General features: G+C 64.0%; 21 protein-coding genes. 12 read left to right on the top strand and 9 right to left on the bottom strand.

The genetic code is table 11. The annotated features are described in order from the left end of the window. Positions 1-25: 25 nt before the first annotated feature. Entirely contained in the window at positions 26-958 is a 933-nt protein-coding gene (locus tag OK015_RS24525) for an SDR family NAD(P)-dependent oxidoreductase (protein ID WP_268126947.1), read from the top strand. Between the two features lie 265 nt (positions 959-1,223). After that, complete coding sequence (locus OK015_RS24520; RefSeq protein WP_268126945.1) at positions 1,224-2,855, top strand: AMP-binding protein; 1,632 nt, start codon at positions 1,224-1,226, stop codon at positions 2,853-2,855. Between the two features lie 52 nt (positions 2,856-2,907). On the opposite strand, the gene OK015_RS24515 is transcribed toward OK015_RS24520, so the two are convergent. From OK015_RS24515 to OK015_RS24490, 6 genes are all read right to left on the bottom strand, one after another. Then, positions 2,908-3,585, bottom strand: coding sequence for a GntR family transcriptional regulator (locus OK015_RS24515; protein ID WP_268126943.1), 678 nt, complete (start codon positions 3,583-3,585; stop codon positions 2,908-2,910). 81 nt (positions 3,586-3,666) lie between these two features. Next, a complete protein-coding gene (locus tag OK015_RS24510) occupies positions 3,667-4,542 on the bottom strand; it encodes an alpha/beta fold hydrolase (protein ID WP_268126941.1) in 876 nt (291 codons plus the stop codon). Then, a complete protein-coding gene (locus OK015_RS24505) occupies positions 4,539-5,762 on the bottom strand; it encodes a cytochrome P450 (RefSeq protein ID WP_268126939.1) in 1,224 nt (407 codons plus the stop codon). Before OK015_RS24505 ends, OK015_RS24510 begins: the two co-directional genes overlap by 4 nt. A gap of 20 nt (positions 5,763-5,782) precedes the next feature. Beyond that, the gene (locus OK015_RS24500) at positions 5,783-6,289 is read right to left on the bottom strand and encodes a cupin domain-containing protein (protein ID WP_268126937.1); all 507 of its coding nucleotides are present in this window, start codon (positions 6,287-6,289) and stop codon (positions 5,783-5,785) included. A gap of 5 nt (positions 6,290-6,294) precedes the next feature. Beyond that, positions 6,295-7,026, bottom strand: coding sequence for a 2-keto-4-pentenoate hydratase (locus OK015_RS24495; protein WP_268126936.1), 732 nt, complete (start codon positions 7,024-7,026; stop codon positions 6,295-6,297). Between the two features lie 13 nt (positions 7,027-7,039). After that, positions 7,040-7,822 carry a 2-keto-4-pentenoate hydratase gene (locus tag OK015_RS24490; RefSeq protein ID WP_268133057.1) on the bottom strand — a complete coding sequence of 261 codons (783 nt, stop codon included), beginning with the start codon at positions 7,820-7,822 and terminating at the stop codon, positions 7,040-7,042. Positions 7,823-8,106: 284 nt separating this feature from the next. On the opposite strand from OK015_RS24490, the gene OK015_RS24485 reads away from it, so the two are divergent. From OK015_RS24485 to OK015_RS24465, 5 genes are all read left to right on the top strand, one after another. Beyond that, positions 8,107-8,508: a nuclear transport factor 2 family protein gene (locus OK015_RS24485; RefSeq protein WP_268126934.1), complete on the top strand. Its 402-nt coding sequence runs from the start codon at positions 8,107-8,109 to the stop codon at positions 8,506-8,508. After that, complete coding sequence (locus tag OK015_RS24480; protein ID WP_268126933.1) at positions 8,505-9,344, top strand: alpha/beta fold hydrolase; 840 nt, start codon at positions 8,505-8,507, stop codon at positions 9,342-9,344. Before OK015_RS24485 ends, OK015_RS24480 begins: the two co-directional genes overlap by 4 nt. Next, on the top strand, positions 9,334-10,581 hold the full coding sequence (locus OK015_RS24475) for a Rieske 2Fe-2S domain-containing protein (RefSeq protein WP_268126932.1): 1,248 nt from the start codon (positions 9,334-9,336) through the stop codon (positions 10,579-10,581). The genes OK015_RS24480 and OK015_RS24475 overlap by 11 nt, the downstream gene beginning before the upstream one ends. A gap of 56 nt (positions 10,582-10,637) precedes the next feature. Next, positions 10,638-11,636 (top strand): PDR/VanB family oxidoreductase, encoded by a 999-nt coding sequence (locus OK015_RS24470; protein WP_326498499.1) that lies wholly within the window; start codon positions 10,638-10,640, stop codon positions 11,634-11,636. Between the two features lie 206 nt (positions 11,637-11,842). Continuing rightward, on the top strand, positions 11,843-12,985 hold the full coding sequence (locus OK015_RS24465) for an NAD(P)H-dependent amine dehydrogenase family protein (protein WP_268126930.1): 1,143 nt from the start codon (positions 11,843-11,845) through the stop codon (positions 12,983-12,985). A gap of 28 nt (positions 12,986-13,013) precedes the next feature. Here OK015_RS24465 and dmpG read toward each other — a convergent pair whose 3' ends face one another. After that, entirely contained in the window at positions 13,014-14,048 is a 1,035-nt protein-coding gene (dmpG, locus tag OK015_RS24460) for a 4-hydroxy-2-oxovalerate aldolase (protein ID WP_268126927.1), read from the bottom strand. Then, entirely contained in the window at positions 14,045-14,956 is a 912-nt protein-coding gene (locus tag OK015_RS24455; RefSeq protein ID WP_268126924.1) for an acetaldehyde dehydrogenase (acetylating), read from the bottom strand. Before OK015_RS24455 ends, dmpG begins: the two co-directional genes overlap by 4 nt. A 39-nt stretch (positions 14,957-14,995) precedes the next feature. Between OK015_RS24455 and OK015_RS24450 the strand changes: the two genes are divergently transcribed. Further along, complete coding sequence (locus OK015_RS24450) at positions 14,996-15,760, top strand: IclR family transcriptional regulator (protein ID WP_268126922.1); 765 nt, start codon at positions 14,996-14,998, stop codon at positions 15,758-15,760. Here the strand turns inward: OK015_RS24450 and OK015_RS24445 are convergent. Then, on the bottom strand, positions 15,757-15,966 hold the full coding sequence (locus OK015_RS24445) for a YbaB/EbfC family nucleoid-associated protein (RefSeq protein ID WP_268126921.1): 210 nt from the start codon (positions 15,964-15,966) through the stop codon (positions 15,757-15,759). The genes OK015_RS24450 and OK015_RS24445 overlap by 4 nt on opposite strands. Before the next feature lie 181 nt (positions 15,967-16,147). Between OK015_RS24445 and OK015_RS24440 the strand changes: the two genes are divergently transcribed. The 4 genes from OK015_RS24440 to OK015_RS24425 all read left to right on the top strand — a co-directional run bounded on the left by OK015_RS24440 (position 16,148) and on the right by OK015_RS24425 (position 19,809). Next, positions 16,148-16,951, top strand: a complete 804-nt coding sequence (locus tag OK015_RS24440; protein ID WP_268126920.1) for an SDR family oxidoreductase — start codon at positions 16,148-16,150, stop codon at positions 16,949-16,951. 226 nt (positions 16,952-17,177) lie between these two features. After that, the gene (locus OK015_RS24435) at positions 17,178-17,606 is read left to right on the top strand and encodes a nuclear transport factor 2 family protein (RefSeq protein WP_268126917.1); all 429 of its coding nucleotides are present in this window, start codon (positions 17,178-17,180) and stop codon (positions 17,604-17,606) included. A 65-nt stretch (positions 17,607-17,671) separates the two neighbouring features. Beyond that, entirely contained in the window at positions 17,672-18,760 is a 1,089-nt protein-coding gene (locus OK015_RS24430; RefSeq protein WP_268126915.1) for a zinc-binding dehydrogenase, read from the top strand. Between the two features lie 83 nt (positions 18,761-18,843). Next, positions 18,844-19,809, top strand: coding sequence for a VOC family protein (locus OK015_RS24425; RefSeq protein WP_268126913.1), 966 nt, complete (start codon positions 18,844-18,846; stop codon positions 19,807-19,809). Positions 19,810-19,849 lie beyond the last annotated feature (40 nt).

The raw sequence follows: 19,849 nt of genomic DNA, 5'->3' as shown, positions 1-19,849 counted from the left end.
TATGCGGGACACGAGAGAAGGTCAGATGGACCAGCTTCGATTCGATGACCGGGTGGCAATCGTCACGGGAGCCGGCCGGGGCGTCGGCAGCCACTACGCGCGACTGTTGGCGAGCCGAGGAGCCCACGTGATCGTGAACGACCTCGGTGTGGAACCCGACGGTTCCGGCGCTTCGTCCGCGCCGGCCAATGAGTTGGTTGCTGAGCTACGCAGTCGGGGTTGGTCGGCGCTGGCCGACACGCACTCGGTCGGTCAGCAGGACGGGGCGTCGGCCGTCGTCCAGCGTGCATTGGACGCGTTCGGCAGGGTCGACATCCTGATTCACAATGCGGGAATCGTCGACGGGTCCTTCGAGCAACTGGCCGCGGTGAATTTGAGTGCGGCCCACTGGCTGACCGAGGCGGTGTGGCAGCCGATGCGTGCGCAGCAGTACGGTCGGATTCTGCTCACCACGTCGAGCGCCGGCCTGTTCGGTGCGTCGTTCGGTGCCGACTACGGGCCCATTCAGTCCTATGGCGCAACGAAGATGGGTGCGTTCGGTTTGGGGCGCTGCCTGGCGGTCCGCGGGCGGACGTGCGGGATCAACGTCAACATGGTGTCACCGCATGCGTATACCCGGCTGGCGGCCGGGCTGCCCGAAACCCCGAACGCGCAATTCATGGCCGCGTACTCCAAACCCGAACTCGTGGCGCCAGGGTGTGCCTTCCTCGTGCACGAGCGCTGCACCGCCAGTGGCGAGACGTTTGCCATCGGTGCGGGACGTATGGCGAGAATCTTCGTCGGAGAGACGGCGGGCTATGTCGACGGTGATTTCACCCCCGAGAAGGTGGCCCAGCACTTCGCCGAGATCTGTGACGAGTCCGGCTATCACGTTCCGACGGACATGACCGAAATTGTCGATATCTACCGCAAGGCGGTGGCGCCCAACTGGAATCCTGGCTCGCCCGCCGTCGTCTGACGCGCCACCGGCAGTCGTCACAATTGACAATCGATGCGCCGCGACTGCCGGTGCTGATCGGGGCGCGCACGAGGCGCACTTGGGGCGTTGACGCCAAAGATGTTAGCGTGACCGAGATCTCATTCGTTCGGAAATCCGGCGCGGCGCCCCCGCCCGTCCGGCAGCTCATGGAGGTCACGGAACCGATGCCTTTGGTGTGGCTGGACTGCCCCGCGACGGATCCCCGACGGCCGGTGTGGCTGACACATTCCGGAGCAACGCCTCGATGAGGGTCGAGGATCTCACCACCCTCGCGGTCCAGCGGCTGGCTTCGGCCGAGCCGACTCGCGTTGCGGTCCAAGACGTGGGTGGAGCCGAGCTGACGTACGCCGCATTGCACACGACGGCGCTGCGGTGGGCGCAGGCCCTCGAGGCCGCGGACGCGTGCGCGGGGGATCGAATTGGTCTGATGCTGCCGACCACAGCGGGCGCCTTCACCGTGCAGCTGGCCGTCGGCTGGCTGGGCGGCACCGTCGTCGCGCTGAACCCGCTGTTGCGCGGGCGGTTGCTATCTCGCGCCCTGAGCTGCACCGGCTGCACGGTCTTGGTGACCGATGCCGAGCACTGGGCGCAGGTGGCTCCCGTCACCGACCTGGCGCCCGACCTGCGCTCCGTGGTGCTCACCGATGCGGCGGGGCCGGTAGAGCGGGCCGATGCCTCCGGACGTGAATCCCTGCCGGTCCTGCATGCGGCCGACTTGCTGTCCGCTGCCGAACCCAGCCCCCGGCCCCATCCCGACCTTGCCGATATCCAGGGGATCATCTTCACCTCTGGGACAACGGGCCCGTCGAAGCCGGTGATGTTGTCACACGAATTCGTGCTGACCTGTGCGCGCCGGCTGATACCGGGTGGGGCAGACGCTGTCGGCGGAGCGTATTACAGCCCGTGGTCGGTGGGACATTCGCTGGGGTCCTTGGCGCTGGCGGCCGCGGTCGACCGGGGCGTCCGGCTGGTGCTGCGCGACCGGTTCAGCGCGCCGCAGTTCTGGAGTGATGTGCGCGGATTCGACTGCCGCACGACAGTATTGGTTTCCGTGTCGGCAGCACTGTGGGATACGCCGAAGCGAAGCGACGATGCCGACAATCCCCTGCGGTATGCCGCCATGACTCCCGTGATCCGCGACTACCGCGCCTTTTCGGAGCGGTTCGCGGTGCAAGTCTCCGGGCTGTACGGTGCCACAGAGATTGGGCCCGTGCTGTTTTCGTCCGACCCCGCCCACCATGGTGTGGCGGGGCGGCCCGCTCCGGACTACGAGTGCAGGCTGGTCGACGCGTACGGCGCGGTCGTTCCCGACGGAACGGTCGGCGAATTGGTGGTGCGAAGCCTCAACCCGCGCGGGCTGATGAGTGGATACGCCGACCAAGCCACCGATACCGGCAACGTGATGCGAGACGGATGGTTGCGCACCGGAGACCTCTTCCTCCGGGAGCCGTCGGGTGACTTCTGTTTTCAGGACAGGCTCAAAGACTCGATCCGCCGGCACGGACGCAGCATCTCCTCGTACGAAATCGAGGCGGAAGCGGTCGCCCATCCGGGCGTGGAGATCTGCGCGGCAGTGGGCGTGCCCGCGGACCCGACCAGCGATGCGCCCCACGCCGACGAGGAAGTGAAGCTGTTCGTGGTGCCCAAACCGGGCAGCGATCTCACGTCGCCTCAACTCGTGGAATTTCTCGAAGGCCGGCTGCCGCGATTCATGGTGCCGAGATACATCGATTTCGCCGAAAGTCTGCCCGTGACAGCCGATACGGGCAGGCCCGTCAAGTCCGCGCTACGTGAGCGTCCCAATTCGGCGAACACCTACGATCGCTATGCGAGCCGACCGGCCGTCCCGGCGGCGTCAACGCCGATATCTCCTTGAGTTTCCTGCCCACCGCTGAAGGCCGGGAGATTCCCACCTGCTGGATGCGCGCTCAGGTCTCCGGACCCGACCAGTACGCATCGATGAACAGTTCGGCCGCCGCTTGGCTCTTCAAGTGCGACACCAGTTGAGCGTGGTTGCGATCGCCGCTGCTGAATTGCTCGATAAGTTCGCGTTGCCAATTGATGGCCAACTCGCGCCAGCCCGCGACATCCAAACTGAAGTCCGGAAAGTAATGCAAGGTGTTTCGAAGGATCACATTGATTGTCGGGGACTCCGCCGCCGCGTTGATGGCGGCGTGGAACCGGCGATTGGACTCGGTGAGTTGGTGAAAGTTGCCCGATTTGAGTGCCTGGACGGAGTTTTCATGCTCCTGCCGTAGCGTGACGAGCAGCGCGTCGGTCTTGTTGTCCCACGCCCGCGCCGCGAGTTCGCCGGCCAGCACCCCGTGAATCCAGTAGACGTCCCTGATGCCCCGTTCAGTGGTGGTCGCCACTTCGAAGGATCGGTTTGCGGCGGTGACTACCAGACCTTCGGCGACCAGGCGCAGCAGCGCCTCGCGGATGGGCATGGTGCTTACACCCAACATTTCCGCCAGTTCAACCTGAGTTACCCGCAGCCCCGGTTCGAGCTCGCGGGACAAGATCATCGTTCGTAGCTGTTCGCTGACATTGTCTGTCATCGACTTGTGCTTGATGGGCGAGCTTTTGCCTTTCAGGTTGTTGACCACGACGACATCATACATTTTATCGTGACTCGAATCGGGTTGGTGCGTATGACGGGGCACCAACCCGCTTTGCCGCGTCGGCCTTCAGCAGTGCCTGAGCAGAAACTCGATCATCCGTTCGTTGACCTCATCGGCCTTCTCCCACTGGGGCCAGTGGCCGGCGTCTTCGAGCAGATGGACTTCCCGATTCGGAATGGCGTCAATGGCCGGTTTGATCGCCTCGAAGCTCTTGCCCGGATTGTGGTCGGTCCAGATCACCGATGCGGGGCACTGGATGTTCGCCAGGGTGTGGTCGTAGTAGTCGACATCGCCGAACGCCTCACGATTCATCTGCATCACGGTCTTCATCACCTTGACCATCGTTTCGATCATGCCGGGTTGCGAGTAGATCTTCAGCCGAATCTGAACCATCTCGTCGGTCATGCTGGTCGGGTCGTACACCAGCCACTCCAGCCGCCGCCGGACCGTCTCGGCGTTGAAATTGTCGGCCAGTTGCGCGGTGCGCGCCTCGATATCGTCGAGGTCCTTGAGTCCCTTCTCGTCGGGCCGGGCCAGAATCCCGGTGTTGAGACACAGCGCACGAATCTTGTGCGGGTACTTCAAGGCGGTCCAGCACGAGACGCCCCCACCGAGCGATTCGCCGGACAGGAAAGCCGATTCGGCACCGATCGCGTCGATGAGCCCGGCCACATGATCGGCGAAGATGTCCATCGTGTAGTCGCCGTCGATCGGGCTGGTGTACCCGTGTCCGACCATGTCGACCGCGAGAACGCGAAAGTGTCGGGACAACGGGGCGATATTGCGCAGATAGGTTTCGGCATGACCACCGGTGCCATGCAACAAGATCAGCGGGAGCCCGGTACCGGCCTCTAGCGCGCGGGTACGAATACCGTTGACGTTGTAGTACTTTTCGGCCACGCCGGCGCCCATGAGATGGCACCAACCCGACGCCGTGCTCACCACCTCACCGGCAGCGTGTCGAGGGTCCGAAAGAACTGATGATCGCTCCATTGTGCTTCTCCTGCGGACTCGATGTTGGGAATGCGGCTCAGCAATGCGGTGAAGATCTCCGTCGACTCGAGCCGTGCCAATGCGTGTCCGAGGCAGTGATGTGCCCCGAAGCCGAAGGAAATCAGGTTGTTGTTGGTGCGATGTATGTCAAAGCGTTCCGGGTCGGAGAAATGCGCCGGGTCGCGGTTGGCCGCGGCCAGCGCCACGACGACGGTGTCACCACGCCGGATCGTCGTGCCGGCGATCTCGACATCGTCGACCGCCACCCGGGGCAGCGGCATGGGTGCGGGACTCTCGTAGCGCAGCAGTTCGTTGATCGTGTCGGGAAGTAGGTCGAGATGGCCGGTCAACTCCGCCAACTGATCGGGATGCTGCAGCAGGACATGCAGACCGTTACAGACGAAGTTCGACGTCGTCTCGAACCCGGCGTGGATGAGCTCGATTGTCATGGCGACCAATTCGTGTTCGGCGAGGGTACCGTCCTCGGGCTCCTCGGCCCGGATGAGCTTGGTCAGCAGATCATCCGCCGGTTGGTCCCGTCGCTCCGCGATGCGTTCTCGGACATATGCGGTGATCTCGACGGTCGCCTTGTTGGCGGATTCTCGAAAACTGGTGGGATCGCCCCCCGGCGGCGGTTCGGTGATCGCCTCGGACCACTCCAGGAACTGGGGCAGATCGCCCTGGCGAATGCCGAGCAGTTCGGTGATGATGGCCGCCACCACCGGGTATGCGTAGTCGCTGACCACATCCATTCGGCCCTGGGGCAGAATCTGATCCAGCGTCTTGTGCGAGATTTCGGCGACCCGATCCCGCCACTTCGCGATACCACGGGGCGTGAACGCCTGGGATACCAGGCGCCGCAGGCGGGTGTGCTCGGGTCGGTCGTTGTAGAGCATCTTCGACGTGATGATCAGCCGGGCTTGCGGATCGTCGACCACGAGATGCTTGAGCCCGGCGTCGCGGCGGCTCAGCAGCACATCGTTGCGCAAGGCATCGCTGGCCGCGTCGTAGCCGGTGATCAACCAGATGCCCGCGTCGGACTGGATCACCGGCGATTCGGCGCGCACCTTGGCGAAGAAGTCCCACGGATCACGACGGAATACGGGATCGGTCAGATATCGGGTGGCATTGTGCGCCAACGTATTCGATGTCGTCATTTCCAGTGACATGTGAACTCCCTCTGCCGTGCTTACTGTTGGCCGACGTGGCTTGCCGGCGTGTGATGGTCACCGCTGGCGACGTGGCCGTGCCCGGTGCCGATGACGACGATCCCAAGTGCTGCGGGTTCGCTGCCCTCGTTGATCCATCGGTGGGCGGTCCCGGTCTGGACGAACGCGTCACCCTGGTGCAATGTCGAGATCGTGCCGTCGGCCATCTCCAAGTTCACGGTGCCCTGCAGAACGAACCCGAGGTCCAGGGTGTCGGTCGCATGTAGATCACCGGCGCTCTGGGAATCTCGATCCGGGGGGATGACCAGGACCCAAAGCCGAGCGCCATTGGCGGCCGGAAAGATTCCCGGGGACGGTTGCATCTTCGCGGCGAGCTCGAGAAGCCGGTCGGTGCCCCAGAGTTCGGCGAGCGCACGCCCGGTGGGCAATCGGGTTGTGGGAGCGACCCTGTCGACGCCGATGGTCGACCGACCGGCCGTGGAACGGGCCGTTTCGACGACCCGCGTCACCTGCACCATCTTTGCCATGGCGACTAGTTCGCTGTCTTGTCGCATGCGGTGTGGACCCCCACCGATCCGAGATGGGCGAAGTGGGCGTCCACCGAGATGCCGGGGGTCAATGCGACCGCGGCGGTGATTCCACCGGTGAACACGATCTGACCGGCCCGAAGATAGTCCGATTGATCCGCGGAAAGCGTTGCCGTGTAGGCCATGTCGTTGACGACCGACGCTACGGCATTGGCCGGGTGGCCAAGGACCGCGGCGGGTGTGCCCGAAGATACCGGTTCGCCGTTGACCTGGACCACGACGCCGAGCAGCGTCAGGTCGAGATCGCGCCAGCCGGCAGCGGAATGACCCAGAACGAACTTGGCTGCCAGGGCATTTCGGGCAATCAGTTCGTCGACTGAAACCTCCACGTCGGTTGGGAATCTGGTCGGCAGCTCGATACCGGCGCAGATCGCATGCGTCGCCGCAAGTACATCGAGATGCGTGATACCCGGTCCGCGCAGGTCGCTGCCAAGAATGAAGACCAGCTCGGCTTCGGCGCGCAGCGACGCGATATGCGGTCCGGCGATCTGCGCCCCGTTGGGCAATTCCATGTCATCGGTAAGCCATCCCCAGATGGGTCGAGAGCAGCCCACCCGGCGTTGCGCTTCCGGCGACGTGAGAGCGACCTTGACGCCGACGACGGTCGTATCCGGGGCGATCCCTGGTCCTTTCGATCGTTGCCCGATGGCGTGCCCGGGGTGGATAAGTTCGCTCATCGTCGTCTATGTCCTATTCAAAATATGTTGTGACGCAGCCGAGTTTGTCGAAATCAGCGCGGATCGTCTGTCCGCTGGCGACGTCGTAGGCCCGGGTACATGACCCTGGCAAAATGACGTGGCCGGCCTGCAGGCGTACGCCGAAAGCCGCGACCTTGTTCGCCAGCCAAGCGACCGCGGATGCTGGGTTGCCGAGTACGGCCCCGGACGCACCGGTTGCGACGAGCTGCCCGTTGCGGTGCAACGTGGCGCCGACGGTCCTCGGGTCGATCTCCTCAAGAGAGGTGCGGATGCCGCCGAGCACCACCAGACCCGACGAGGCATTGTCGGCGACCGTATCCACGAGGCCGATATCCCAGTTGACTATTCTGCTGTCGATGATTTCTATTGCGGGGCAGACGAAATCGGTGCAGCGCAAGACGTCGGCGACAGTGCAGCCCGGCGCGGGCAACCGTTCGGCGAGAACGAATGCGATTTCCACCTCAACGCGAGGGGAGCACAACGACGATGTCTTTATCGGAGTGCTCTCTGCAACGAACATGTCAGAAAGCAGATGTCCGTAGTCGGGCTCGTCGACCCCCATCATCAACTGCATCGCACGCGAGGACAGCCCGACCTTGTGTCCCCGCACGACAGCGCCGGCGTCGACGCGGCGCCGTATGTTCAGCAACTGAATCTCATAGGAATCCGCCACCGACATTGCGGGGAAGAGCTCGGTGAGCCGTGGGATCGGCTTGCGTTGTCGTTCGGCGTAACGCAGTGCGTCAGCCGCCTGCCGACGGTCTTCGCCGGTCATCTCGCCGCTAATGCGCACCAGCCCAGGTGCTTCAGCGGTCACGGCGTGCCGATCGCGGTTGGGGCACATACGCGAAGGGCGGGAGCCGAGTGGGATGCAACGGTGACACTGGGGGTATCTCCTACCGCAGAAGTCGAGCTCGTCCGTTGGGACATTGAGCACGGGGGATCAGATTGATATGATATCGTAGACGTAGCGAACCTGCCAAGCGACCGGATCGGCGAGTGGTCTGCGAGACGCAGCGTGTATTTCGGTGCGAGAAAGAAGCGATTTCGATATCAGCGGTGGGGAGACGAGAGGTCGACGAGGTGGTGGCTCAGGCGGACAACCGCGAGGTTGTCGGGTTGTTCTTTGCGGCTCTGTCCGGCGGTCGCTACGACGACGCGAGACGGATGCTCACCACCGATGCCACCTGGTGGATGCTGTCCAAGCGCGACTACGTCGACCCTGCAACCTGGTTCGCGGGATTCCAAGCGTTCTTCCCGCGGGGCCTCGCGTTCGACATCGAGGGCCTGACCAACGAGGGCTCCAGGATCGCCGTTCGTGCCTGCGCCGCCGCCGTGACGGCCAACGGCCGCAACTTCGACAACGCGTTCCACTTCCTCTTCGAGATCGCCGACAACAAGATAGTGGCGGCTTGGGAGTACGGCGATACCCTGCATGCCGAACGAGTCTTCCGCGGATGAACGACCCCAGTGGACGTCACGTCACGCAGATCGAGCACGGCGGAGAGAGCATCTACGCCGAGTCAACCGGTGCGGGCGAAGTCGTTGTCCTCTGCCACGGATTGGGTGGCAATCACGCGATCTGGTGGCGACAGATCAACGCATTCGCTCGCCACCATCGCGTAATCACCTGGGATCAGCGTGGATTCGGCAACTCCACCGCGCGCTCCGGGCGGACCGGCATCGACGAAGCGGCCGATGACCTGGTGGCGGTCCTTGATGCGTTGGACGTCGAGCGGACGCACCTGGTGGGCCAGTCGATGGGAGCGTTCGTCGCACTTCGCGTCGCACTCGAACACCCGGAACGTACGGCGTCACTGGTGCTGTCGACGACACTGGCCGGGGCGGACCCCCGCCATACGCGGGCATTGCGCGCGGCCGTCCCGAAACGTCCGAGGCGCGACGAACATCCCGTCGTGTCGGCGGCGTTCTCCGTCGCCGACCCCGACCTGGTGGTGTTGTACAACCTGATCTCCAGCTTCGGTACCAAACCACCGGTCGAGGCCATGCTCGAATCGATGGCAGCGCAACAGTTCTCCGACAGTGAACTCGCCGCACTCAGCCTCCCGGTGCTGTTCCTGGCGGCCGCCGACGATGTCTTGTGTCCACCAGACGTCATGCGCAGCGCCGCCGCGCGGGTGCCGTCGTCGACCACCCGAGTGCTGGCCAACGCTGCCCATTCGGCGTACTTCGAATGCCCGGACGCCTGGACGACAGCAGTTCTCGAATTCATCGATTCATCGCCCAGCGCCAGTGGTGATTCATCGCGGCAGCGAAGGGAGACCCATGTCCATTGATGAGCAGAAGCCGCCCTTGGCCACGACGCCGACCGTGGTCGGTGCCCCGCGGCGCGGCGGCCTCGGACTGCGCGACCAAATTCCCGAACTAGGGCTCACCGAGTACTGGTATCCGGCCATCGCGGCGCGTAAGGTGCCCCATCGCAAGGGAGTTCGGCGGACTCTACTTGGCCGCGAACTGGTCTTCTTCCACGGCAGTGCGGGCGACGTCGTCGCGCTCACCAATTGGTGTCCACACCGCAATGCGTCACTGGCGCAGGGGCAATGTCTGTTTCGTGGCACGATCACCTGCCCTTACCACGGCCTGACCCTGGACGAGAAAGGAGAAGCAAAGGCCTTCCTCGGCGAGGGTGCTCGATCGCGCTACATCGGCCGGCGCGGTTCCAATGCGCGGTCGTATCCGACCAGAACTCTCAAGGGGCTGGTGTTCGTCTGGATGGGCGACGGCAAACCGGCGCCGATCGAAGAGGACGTACCGCCGGAGTTCTTCGACGACGCGGCGCTCGTGATGCATTCAGAGCAGATCTGGCGCGCGAATTGGCGTCCCGCGCTGGAAAATCTGCAGGACTCCCATGCGTTCTTTGTACATCGCAACTCCCTTGAGGTGCTCAGTCAGGATCCGTCGGGGCTCAATCTGTTGCTGCACATGGGACCCGAGCGACCGCCGACCAAAATCGTCAACGGGCGGGCGCTGGTGTTCGAGAACACCCGGTTCTTCGACTTCCAGGACTCGCAGCAATCACGCAAGTCGACGGTGGAGCGCGCCGAGTTTCAGGAGAGCTACCCGGGGCTGGACGACGCGAAGTTTCCACGCACCAAGTTCCGGTTCCATCTGGCGCGTGTCATGGGTTTCCTGCGACAGCACCTACGGGGCGAGCATGATTGGCTGGTCGACGACGAGGAATGGGCCTTGGGGGTGCACCTGCCTACGACGTTCCGGTTCGACTACCAGACTCACGTCTACTCGCGTGCTGTCACACCGAAGAATGCCGACGAGAGCTGGGTTTTCTATTACAACACTTCGTATCCGCGGAGTCGCGTCGCGCGGCTGTACCGCAAGGTCAACTACGTCGTGTACTACAACTGGAAGCAGCACCACAATTTCTCCGGCCAGGACAAGCGCGTTGTCGAGCAGGTCAGCTACAACGAACCGCGGGAGAAGTTCTCGTCATCGGATGCGTTTCCGTTGGCCTACCGACTGCTCGTCACCGAGAACAGCCGCAAAGTCAGCCGCTGACAACGTATTCCAGCGATGCCCGGTAGGGCAGTCGGGCCGCGATCGAGAAAGAGGACGTGAACGTGCAACCTGTGGTCGCCGGTGACGGCGAATCAATCGACACCGTCGGGGACACCAGGACGCTGCGGGTTGAGCGGGTTGAGCGCGTCGCCGACAAGGTTCTCTTGCTGACGTTTGTGGAACCGGGCGGCGCGGCGTTGCCGGCGTGGGAGCCCGGTGCGCACCTGGACCTGTCATTGCCGTCCGGGCTGAGTCGGCAGTATTCGCTCTGCGGCGATCCTGGCGATGCGTACTCGTATACGGTTGCGGTGCTTCGCGTCGACGACGGCCGGGGCGGGTCGCTGGAGATCCACAATACCGACCTGGTGGGAACCACGCTTCGGGTGCGGGGCCCGATCAACCACTTCAGGCTGGCTGACGCGCCGTCGTACCTCCTGCTGGCGGGTGGCATCGGCGTCACGCCGATCATCGCGATAGCGCGCGAGCTGCAAATGCGTGGCGCCACCTGGACGATGGTCTATGGCGCCAGGACGGCTGAGGCAATGGTGTTCGCCGAGGAGCTGTCCGGCCAGCCTGACCGGGTGACGTTGTTGACCGACGATGTCGATGGCATACCTGACTTTTCGGCGTTGATCGCCGCGCAACCGCCGGGCACCGCGGTCTACTGCTGCGGACCCGAGCCGATGCTCTCCCGTGTCGAGGAACTGTGCGCGGCCAACCCCTCGGTGACGTTACACACCGAGCGATTCGCCCCCTCGGGCAAGGTGGTCACACCGTCGCGCGGTGAGCGTTCGTTCGAGATCGAACTCAGCCGTCGCGGTGTGGTTTTGACGGTCGCACCGGACGAGAATGCGCTCGACGTCGTGCGCCAGGTCGTCCGCAATCATCCCTACTCGTGCCAGGAGGGCACCTGCGGATCATGTGAGGTCTCCGTGATCGGCGGCGACATCGACCATCGCGATGACGTTCTCAGCGATGAGGAACGCGCCGGCAACGACGTGATGATGCTGTGCGTCAGCCGCTCCCTCTCGGATCGGCTAATCATCGACCTGTGATGTCGGGGGATGCTTAAAGGCCAAGGAGCACAATCGAACTCTCGAGCATCCCGGCTCGCCGTAGCGCTGATGGCGATGACCGTTGCTTCCTCCGCGAAAACGGCGATATGATATCAACTGTCGTCGTTGCGCCCGATGGACGAATTCACGCCGGGGCGAACACGGCATGATTCACGTCTGCGCCGCCACAAAGGAGTGTGCCAACTATGCCCGCCGAATCCATGAGTGTCGAGCCGGACTATCAACCGCGCCGGCAGGCACGTCCGTATCGCACGATCGTTTGTGGCACCGGAGGAGTCGGTGCCGCGGTGTTGCGAGAGGCCTTGCGCCTGCCGTGGATTGACGTTGTCGGCGTGCAAGTTTATACCCTCGACAAGGCGGGAATCGACGTCGGCACCCTGGTGGGGCTTTCGCCCGTGGGGATCACGACTACCGCCGACGATGACGAGATCGCCGACCTCGACGCCGATTGCGTCTTGTACTGCGCGCGTGATTTCGGCGACTGGCGATCCGACGACGCGCTGGTGCGCTTGCTCGAATCCGGCAAGAACGTGGTCACCTCGCTCGCGTACTTCCGTGCCGGCTCGCGGCCGCCCGAAGCGGTGGAGCGACTGGCGGCCGCATGCCGGCGCGGCGGCACCAGCCTGCACGCCACCGGGATCAACCCGGGCTACATCGGCGAGCGTCTCGGCGTGCTCCTGACAGGATTCAGCCACGACATTCAACATCTCAAAATCGAGGAGTTCTACGACATCACTCCACTGTCGGGAGAGCTCGCGCATCTCCTCGGGATAGGGCTGCCGGCCGATGAATCGCAGAACGTCAGCGCGGCGGCGCAGTTGGCGCAGCTATACCTGGAGCAGTCCATCGGACTGATCTGCGACGCTCTCGGCGTCGAGATTGACCGCATCGAGCACAGTCAGTTTCAGCGCCTCGCTGACGGCGAGATCCAGGCCGACAGTTACACGGTGCCCGCCGGCGCGGTGGGATCGGTCACTCACCGCTGGACGGTGACAGTCGCCGGCGCGCCCTTCTTGTTGTACGAGAACACCTGGTTCGTCGGCAAATCCATGCAACCCGAGCATTCCGACGTCGAGCACCACTGGCTCGTCACGATCGAGGGCAGACCGTCGGTGCGTATGCTTCTGGAAGTCAACGCAAGTATGGACGCGGGAACGGCCTACTACGACGGTGACCCGACGTCCGCGGGGAACTACGCGATAGGGATCCCACTCGTGCAAGCGATCCCCCGGACGTGTGAGTCAGAACCGGGGATCCTGGGCCCGGCGCCGGTGGGGCCGCACTGGACCAATGCCCTCGGCCGCACCCAAGCCCTGGCCGAGGTGTAGTGGCACGAACGGCGAGAGGGGAACGGTCCTAAACCGCGGCGGGCGCACAGGACATCTGGATGGCAAGGTCGATGATCATGTCTTCCTGGCCGCCGACCAAGCCCAACTCGCCGCACCGACGCAGAATACCTTGCGCCGGAACGTGATAACGTTCGGCCGCGCGCTCGGCGTGCAGCAGAAAACTGGAGTAGACGCCGGCCCAACCCTGGACGATGGCATTGCGGTCCATTTTCGGCCAGCGATGGAGATAGGGCCGCACGACCTCCTCGGCCGCGTCGAGCAGGGCGGGAACATCGACGCCCGAATCGATGCCCATGCGATCGAACACGGCGGCGAGCACCTCGGTCGGGGAGTTCCCGGAACCCGCTCCCAGCGCGCACAACGAGCCGTCGATCTGTTTGACGCCGGCTTGCACGGCTAGTACCGAATTGGCCACGCCCAGTGCGAGATTCTGGTGTCCGTGGTAGCCGACCCACGCTTGGTCGCCGACCGCGTCGATCAATGCCTCGAAACGCGCCTTGGCCTCGTCCATAAGTAGTGCCCCGGCCGAATCGGTCACATACGGGCATTGGCACCCCGCGTCGACCATGATGCGGGCCTGCGTGGCCAGCCGCTCGGGCGTCGTGCGATGCGCCATCATGAGGAATCCCACGGTTTCCATGCCGAGCTTGCGGGCAACGGTGAAATGTTGGATCGACACGTCGGCCTCGGTGCAATGGGTGGCGATACGTACGATGTCGGCGCCCGCGTCTCGGGCGCGCCGCAGATCGTTGACGGTCCCGATCCCGGGTACCAGGAGCACGGCGATCCTTGCGCGGCTTGCGGTCTCGCGCGCGTAGGCGATGAGCTCGAATTCATCGGTGTGGGAGAAGCCATAGTTGAACGATGACCCGCCCAGCCCGTCCCCGTGGGCGACTTCGATGACCTCGACGCCGGCCGTGTCGAGTGCGCGCACGGTGGCGACGACCTGATCGACCGTGAACTGGTGTGCCATCGCATGACTGCCGTCGCGCAGCGTGGTGTCCGTGAGTCGGATGTCGTGGACGATCTCGGGACGGCTCATGCGGGCACCCCTTGTTTGGCGGCGGCCATCAGGTAGCCGACCCGGCTGGCCGCGGCGGTCATGATGTCGAGATTCCCGGCGTAGGGCGGCAGATAGTCGCCGTTACCTTCGACTTCCAGGAAGACGGCGACGCGGGCGTTGCCGGACCACCCCGGTTGCGGATCGTCGAACTGTGGCTCCGACCGCAGCGTGTAGCCCGGCACATACTGCTGGACTTCGCTGACCATGGTGAGCACGGACGCCGTGATCGCCACTCGATCGGCGTCGCCCGGGATCGCACAGAAAACTGTGTCGCGCATGATCATTGGCGGCTCCACCGGATTGAGGATGATGATCGCCTTGCCGCGTTTGGCACCTCCGACGCTGACCACGGCTTGGCTGGTGATCTCGGTGAATTCGTCGATATTGGCTCGGGTTCCCGGTCCGGCAGACCGTGATGACACCGACGCCACGATCTCGGCGTAGGGAACCTCGTGGACACGGGAAACGGCGGCGACGATGGGGATGGTGGCCTGTCCACCGCAGGTGATCATGGAGATGTTCGGAGCCGAAATGTGGTCGCGCAAGTTCACCGGCGGGCATACCATCGGCCCGATATGCGCCGGCGTCAGATCCACGGCCTGAATGCCGCACTCGGCGTACCGCGGCGCGTTCGCCAGATGGGCATTGGCCGACGTCGCCTCAAACACAATCTCCGGTAGGGGATCCCGGCGGAGCAACCAGTCGATGCCCTGCGCGGAGGACTCGACGCCTGCCGCGCGGGCCCGCGCAAGACCGTCGGATTCGACAACGCCGACCATATAGCGGACATCGATCGCGGGGGTGCGCCGAAGCTTGGCCAGGAGGTCGGTTCCGATATTGCCCGGACCGACGATCGCGGCGGTGACAGGGCGGGGTGCGGCGGTCATGAAGTTGACCGTGACATCATATCGTGACAACCTCAAGCAATGCGTTCCGAAGAACGGAACACCGCGGGGCTGTCGATGCTCGGGCGCTCGATCACGCTTCTCCTCGCGTTTCGCACCGGCGAGAGTATGACGCTGGCGCAGTTGTGTCGTGCCAGCGGCATTCCGAAGGGCACCGCACACCGATTGGTCGGCGAATTGGTGCAATGGGGGTTGTTGGAGCGCTCTGGGCCTCGCTTGAGGCTCGGCATTCGCCTGTTCGAGCTCGGTCAGCTTGTCGCTCAACGCAATATCGTCGACGTCGCCGCGCCGTACCTGTCGGATTTATACCAGGCGACGGCCTCGACGGTGCACTTGGCTGTGATCGACGGTATCGAAGGCGTGTATCTACAGAAGTTCACGCGACCCGACGGCCCGCCCGTGGCCTCGCGGATCGGTGGGCGAATGCCGTTGCATTGCACGGGAGTTGGCAAGGCGCTACTCGCGTTCAGTCCGCGGTCGGTGACGGACGCGGTGATCGACGCCGGGCTGATCCGCCTCACGTCACGAACGATTGTGGCGCCGGGAATCCTGCGCCAGGACCTGAACCGGGCGCGGGCCCGTGGGTTCGCAGTGGAGCGTGAAGAGTCCTCGGTCGGTGTCGCATGTGTTGCGGTACCGATACTCAGTACTTCCGGTCACGCCGTCGCGGCGATCTCGACCACCGGTCGCCCGCAGCGTTTTTCGAGTACTGCACTGACTACGGCGACGCGTATGGCGGCACTCGGTGTGTCTCGCGCCTTGTCCGCCGGTCCCGGTAGCCGTTAGCAGTCTCGGCTGGGACGGGGCCAAGACAGGGCCTTGGTCTTAGCGTCGATCAACGCTTCCACCACCATATCGCCCATATTCTCTAGGCCGGGGGGATCTTCGGGCTGGTACGGGCCCGGATCTACGTGCACACCGAGAAGCTCGCCGGTCGACGAGACGGTCACCGTGACCCGACCGTCGGCGGCGGTTCCCTGAACTCTTCCCATGAGGTGAGGCGGATTCCCGTCGTGCTGTGGATCTCGCGATGTTGGGTCGAGCATCCCACCCTCCTGCATGATGATATCATATCGCAGATGCATGCGCGGTCGGGCGACAAGAGTCGGTCGTCGGCGTGCGCCACTCACAGGCCCGCGGTTGGGCTTACAGAATGCCGGGAGGGTCACCAACATGGATCTGGGCATCGCGGGCAAGGTCGCCTTCGTCTCAGGCGGAAGTATGGGCATGGGTCGCGCGACCGCTGAGCTTTTCGCGCAAGAGGGGTGTCGGGTGGTCGTGGCCGCCTTGCCCGAGCATGCGGAGTCGATCGACGCGACGGTGCAAGCGATTCGGGTCGACGGCGGCGACGCGGTGGGCGTCGCGGCTGATCTCACAGTCGAAGGCGACGTGCAGCGTGCCGTCGCGGCGGCCGACACCGCATTCGGGTCGCGGCCGGACATCGCGATCGCGAATGTCGGTGGACCGAAGCAAGGTGAATTCTTCGATGTCAGCAATGACGACTTCAGTGCCGCGCTGCACCAGATGGCGATGAGCATGGTGTATTTGGCGCGCGCGGTTATTCCGCACATGCGTGAACAGCGGTGGGGGCGCATTGTCACACTGAACTCGGGTGCGGCCAAGGAGCCGCCGCCCGAGTTGCCGCACATCCTGGCCAATACCTCGCGCGCGGCGGTGGTTCCGTTGAACAAGTCACTGGCCAACGAGTTCGGGCGCGACGGTATCACCATCAACACGATTGCCACCGGGTATATCGGAACCGCGCGTATGCAGGCCTACTACGACAAACTGGCCGCGGCCAGGGGGGTGCCGGCCGAGAGCATCATCGACCAGCTCACCGTGAACGTTCCCGTGCGTCGGGTCGGCACCCCGGAGGAGATGGCCGCGGTGATCGTGTTTCTGTGTTCGCAACAGGCGGGCTATGTCACGGGCGAGTTTCTCTCTGTCGACGGCGGATTCCACCGCAGCGCTTGGTGATTGGCGCCAACGCCGGCTGCGGCCCTGGTCACCGTCCACCTGGTCGCCGGGCGTCGGCCCGGCGAGATCGGGTGCGAATCCCCGTGGCCGCCAGCTCACCATAGCTGTGATACGATATCGCAGAAATTAATATGCGCCCCGAAGTAGGTGTATTGCGGCGCCCATGACGACGGGACAGGGCTGTACCGCAGCCCTGCGTCGAACCAATGAGAGTTTAGGTGGACCCATGTCGTTGCCGGCGGCGCCCGAAGTCGACGAGATGCGTACGCGGGCCGCGGTCGAAGGTTTCTACGACGGCATGTTGACGGCCGACCTCGCCGCCGTCGAGGCGGTGCTGCATCCGGACGTGGCGGTCAGTGAGCCGGGTTCCCTGCCCTACGGCGGTGAGCATGTCGGAGTCGACGCCGTGGTCAAACTGCTCGGCCTGCTCTGCGCCGGTATCGCGCTTGACGATGTGCGCCGGGGCGACGTGCTGGTGCGCGGCGAACGTGCCGCGGCATTCCTCGAAGTGCCGTTCACCCTTGCCGACGGGAGCTCGCAGTTCCTGCCGGTGGTCGAGACGTTTCTGGTCAAGTACGGCCTGATCATGCAGATCAGGCCCTACTACTTCGACACCGCCGCGCTGCTCGCATCGTTGTCGGCTGCCGCACCGTAGGTTTCGCCGTTGCATGCACGGCAGGGACAGCCGCAATTCATCACCAACACTGAAGAGGACAGACCGTGAAAGCAGCCGTCGTCAACTCGCCCGGGTCCGGATTCGCCATCGAGGACATCGCGATCGCCGAACCGATCGAGCGGGAAGTCCTGATCGACGTCAAGGCGGCCGGGCTGTGCCATACCGACCACACCATCGCGTCCGTCGATCTGGGTTATCCGATGCCGGCGGTGCTCGGGCACGAGCTCGCCGGAGTGGTCGTCGGCGTGGGGCCCGCGGTCACCCATGTTCAGGTCGGCGACCATGTCGTCGGTTGCCTGGCCCAATCCTGCGGCGCCTGCGCGCGCTGCTTGGACGGACGGCCCTACCAATGTCCGCATCCGACGGCCACCGAACGGCCGGCCACCGCGCCACCACGCCTGACCCGCGGCGGTGCACCGGTGTCGCAGATCTTCGCACTCGGCGGATTCGGCGCGCAGGCGTTGGTGCACGAGAACCAGTTGGTCACCGTCGGAACCGATATCCCCTTTCCACAGGCCGCTTTGCTCGGGTGCGGTGTCGTCACCGGCGCCGGCGCCGTACTCAACACCGCCAACGTTCGTGCGGGCGACACCGTCGTAGTCATCGGCGCCGGCGGCGTCGGACTCAATGCGGTCAGTGGCGCAATCATCGCCGGTGCGTCCAAGATCATCGTGGTCGACATCGACGAGCTGCGGTTGGCGGCAGCGACCCGATTCGGTGCCACGCATGTCATCAATTCGGTAACCGCGGACCCGGTTGCGGAGGTGCTCGCGCTAACGAGCGCGGGCGCGGACCACGTGTTCGACTTCGTCGGAACATCGGCCGTGGCGCAGAACGGAATTGGGATGCTCGCGGTGGGCGGCGGCCTCTACCTGGTCGGTGTCGGTGATCCGGCCGACGCGGTCCCCGTCAGCATCATCACGTCGGTTCTCAAGCAGATTCGGGTTGAGGGTGTCACGTTGGGGTCTTCGAATTTCAAGCGAGACATTCCCTACTACGCGGACCTGTACCGGCAGGGCCGGATGAATCTCGACGATCTCGTGTCGCGTGAGATCGCGCTCGACGACATCGAGAGTGGTTATGCGGCAATGAAAGATCCGGCAATCACGCGCGTGGTTGTGACGTCGTTCTGACCGGCAGGAGTCGTAGGGTTGCTTGACACTCCAGTTGGCCACGATATCATATCGAACAACGCGGGCGCAGGGAGGGAAGGGCAATGGCAAGGGTCACCCGACTGGGGTATATCGCCCTCGGAGTCAACGATCTGGTTGAAGCCGCCGAATTCTATTCTCGTTTCGTCAGACTCGACCTGACCGAGCAGGTTGGAGATACCGCCTTCATGACGGGTGGAGTCGAGCATCACTGGATTCGCCTAGAAGAGGGAAATGGCAGTGGCGTCAAAAGGATCGGGTATGAGGTTCCGGACGAGGCGGCGCTGACGGAAATCTGCGCACAGCTGAAAGAACGGAACATCGATTTTGTCGAAGGCGGCGATCTCCGCAAGGACAAGGTACAGCGATGGGTACGGTTCGTTGATCCCGGCGACTTCACCGTCGAGGTGTACACCGGCATGGTGGAACGGGGTGTTGCGCCGATCAACAACGGTGTCAAAATTGAGAAATTTCTGCATGCGGCCTGGGGTGTCCGGGATTGGGAGCGCGCGACGACATTCTACCAAGACGTGCTGGGTTTCAAGGCGTCCGATTGGGTCGGTAATCGAGCCGGATTCTTCCGTTGCGCCGATCGCTATCACCACTCGCTGGTCCTCTTGCGCAGCGAGGCACCGTCTTTCAATCACTTTTGCATTCAGGTGGAATCTCTCGACGACGTGATGCGTGCGCGAAACAATGCGCTGCGATGGGGAGTCGAACTGCGCGACGATTTGCTCCGGCACGCGCCCTCGGGGTCCATCGGGGTGTACCTGAAGGACCGGGTGCGTGGCTTCGCGGTGGAATTTTGCGTGGGCCACCCACAACTCGACGACGCGACGCATCACGCCCGCATCCTGCCTGCTTCGCCGGAGACGCGGGATGTGTGGTTGGCGCCGCTCGGCAGTCCGCTGGAGCCGGGCACGGTGACGTCGGGGTCTGATCGCGACATCGCGGACTCGGCGGGCGAATGGATCCCCGGCAGTGTCGTAAAACCAATCGGCAGTGGGCTTTCCAAGGCGGCGAGCGGATGACCTCCCGGCCCCCTGGTGACGGAAACGTACTACGCGGCTC

Source organism: Mycobacterium sp. Aquia_216, assembly GCF_026723865.1.
In the GTDB taxonomy this organism is placed as follows: Bacteria; Actinomycetota; Actinomycetes; order Mycobacteriales; family Mycobacteriaceae; genus Mycobacterium.
This window is presented reverse-complemented; position numbering and strand designations above follow the sequence as displayed.

Bases quoted from the DNA above. Each gene is read 5' to 3' on its own strand.
- OK015_RS24440 (WP_268126920.1), top strand. From the start codon at position 16,148: ATGGATCTGGGCATCGCGGGCAAGGTCGCCTTCGTCTCAGGCGGAAGT.
- OK015_RS24505 (WP_268126939.1), bottom strand. From the start codon at position 5,762: ATGTCACTGGAAATGACGACATCGAATACGTTGGCGCACAATGCCACC.
- OK015_RS24425 (WP_268126913.1), top strand. From the start codon at position 18,844: ATGGCAAGGGTCACCCGACTGGGGTATATCGCCCTCGGAGTCAACGAT.
- OK015_RS24490 (WP_268133057.1), bottom strand. From the start codon at position 7,822: ATGACCGGCGAAGACCGTCGGCAGGCGGCTGACGCACTGCGTTACGCC.
- OK015_RS24465 (WP_268126930.1), top strand. From the start codon at position 11,843: ATGCCCGCCGAATCCATGAGTGTCGAGCCGGACTATCAACCGCGCCGG.
- OK015_RS24520 (WP_268126945.1), top strand. From the start codon at position 1,224: ATGAGGGTCGAGGATCTCACCACCCTCGCGGTCCAGCGGCTGGCTTCG.
- OK015_RS24495 (WP_268126936.1), bottom strand. From the start codon at position 7,026: ATGAGCGAACTTATCCACCCCGGGCACGCCATCGGGCAACGATCGAAA.
- OK015_RS24475 (WP_268126932.1), top strand. From the start codon at position 9,334: ATGTCCATTGATGAGCAGAAGCCGCCCTTGGCCACGACGCCGACCGTG.
- dmpG (WP_268126927.1), bottom strand. From the start codon at position 14,048: ATGAGCCGTCCCGAGATCGTCCACGACATCCGACTCACGGACACCACG.
- OK015_RS24525 (WP_268126947.1), top strand. From the start codon at position 26: ATGGACCAGCTTCGATTCGATGACCGGGTGGCAATCGTCACGGGAGCC.
- OK015_RS24445 (WP_268126921.1), bottom strand. From the start codon at position 15,966: ATGGGAAGAGTTCAGGGAACCGCCGCCGACGGTCGGGTCACGGTGACC.
- OK015_RS24455 (WP_268126924.1), bottom strand. From the start codon at position 14,956: ATGACCGCCGCACCCCGCCCTGTCACCGCCGCGATCGTCGGTCCGGGC.
- OK015_RS24435 (WP_268126917.1), top strand. From the start codon at position 17,178: ATGTCGTTGCCGGCGGCGCCCGAAGTCGACGAGATGCGTACGCGGGCC.
- OK015_RS24450 (WP_268126922.1), top strand. From the start codon at position 14,996: ATGCGTTCCGAAGAACGGAACACCGCGGGGCTGTCGATGCTCGGGCGC.
- OK015_RS24480 (WP_268126933.1), top strand. From the start codon at position 8,505: ATGAACGACCCCAGTGGACGTCACGTCACGCAGATCGAGCACGGCGGA.
- OK015_RS24500 (WP_268126937.1), bottom strand. From the start codon at position 6,289: ATGGCAAAGATGGTGCAGGTGACGCGGGTCGTCGAAACGGCCCGTTCC.